Here is a 1,063-nt window from a genome sequence, read left to right as displayed (position 1 = left end):
GAGCGTGTCATAGAAAGCCTCCCAAGGGAGGCCGCAGGGTTTGGAAACTGTGTCCACCAGCTCCAACGCCCTGCAAGACGTAGCTTCGGTTAACGACTTCTTGAATGCGGCGGCTACTGAGACAGTACCGCTGTTCGAACATCTTGAGTTCAAGTTTCTACTGGAATACGACGTGTTCGCCCCCGCTCGTCGGGGGCGAACACGAGTACACCAGCCACCGGATCTCTTTCGCGGCTTTCTCCACTGCTACTACAAGAACGTCTACGGCACACGCCCAGTGACGCGAGAACTCCAGCACAGCCTCGTCTGGTACTACTGCGGACTCGACAAACCGCCATCCAGAGACACGATTGATCGCTTTCTCACCGACCTCGAACACGTGATTGACGATGTCTTCGACAGGCTCGTCGAGCAGGCCGCCGCCCGCGGCCTGCTCGACTCGACGTACTCCATCGATTCAACGCATATCGAGGCGATCCAGTACAACGAGGCTGCGTCGTGGAACTACGATTCTACAGCCGAAGAGCACTACTACGGCTTCGGCTGTACAATCGTCTCAACTGGGTCAAAGATCCCGATAGCAGCGGAGTTCACACAGGCCAAACAAGCAGACCAAGAGACGGCGATGCGCGTCACCCGTGACGCGCTCGCCGTCGACACACCTGTCTGGATGCTTGGAGACAGCGCCTACGACATCCTCGACTGGCACGACCACCTGTTGACCGCAGGGGTCGTGCCAATCGCTCCGTACAATCCGCGAAACGCTAATGAGCCGCTAGATATCGAGTACAGGGTCGAAGACCGCATCGAAACACACAGCGAGGACGTTCAGCTGAAGCAATCCATCCTGGACGAGACGTACAACCACCGGACAGGAGTCGAACGAACGAACGACGCGGTCAAGGACTGCGGCCTCGGGCACGTCCGCGCCCGAGGCCGCGTCCACGCACGAACAGAAGTGTTCCTTGCGTTGTGTCTGCGGCTCGTCGTTGCAATCACCAACTTCGAACGAGGAAACGATCCGGGCTGTGAGAAGCTATGAGATGGATTCTATGACACGCTC

Annotated in this window: 1 protein-coding gene; it reads left to right on the top strand. The window is 57.9% G+C overall.

Annotated features, from left to right (window positions below; genetic code table 11):
- Nucleotides 1–49 precede the first annotated feature (49 nt).
- The gene (locus tag D1409_RS24170) at nucleotides 50–1,042 is read left to right on the top strand and encodes a transposase (RefSeq protein WP_123539515.1); all 993 of its coding nucleotides are present in this window, start codon (nucleotides 50–52) and stop codon (nucleotides 1,040–1,042) included.
- Nucleotides 1,043–1,063: the final 21 nt, after the last annotated feature.

The sequence above is a fragment of the Halosimplex salinum genome (assembly GCF_003730195.1).
GTDB lineage: Archaea > Halobacteriota > Halobacteria > Halobacteriales > Haloarculaceae > Halosimplex > Halosimplex salinum.
This window is presented reverse-complemented; position numbering and strand designations above follow the sequence as displayed.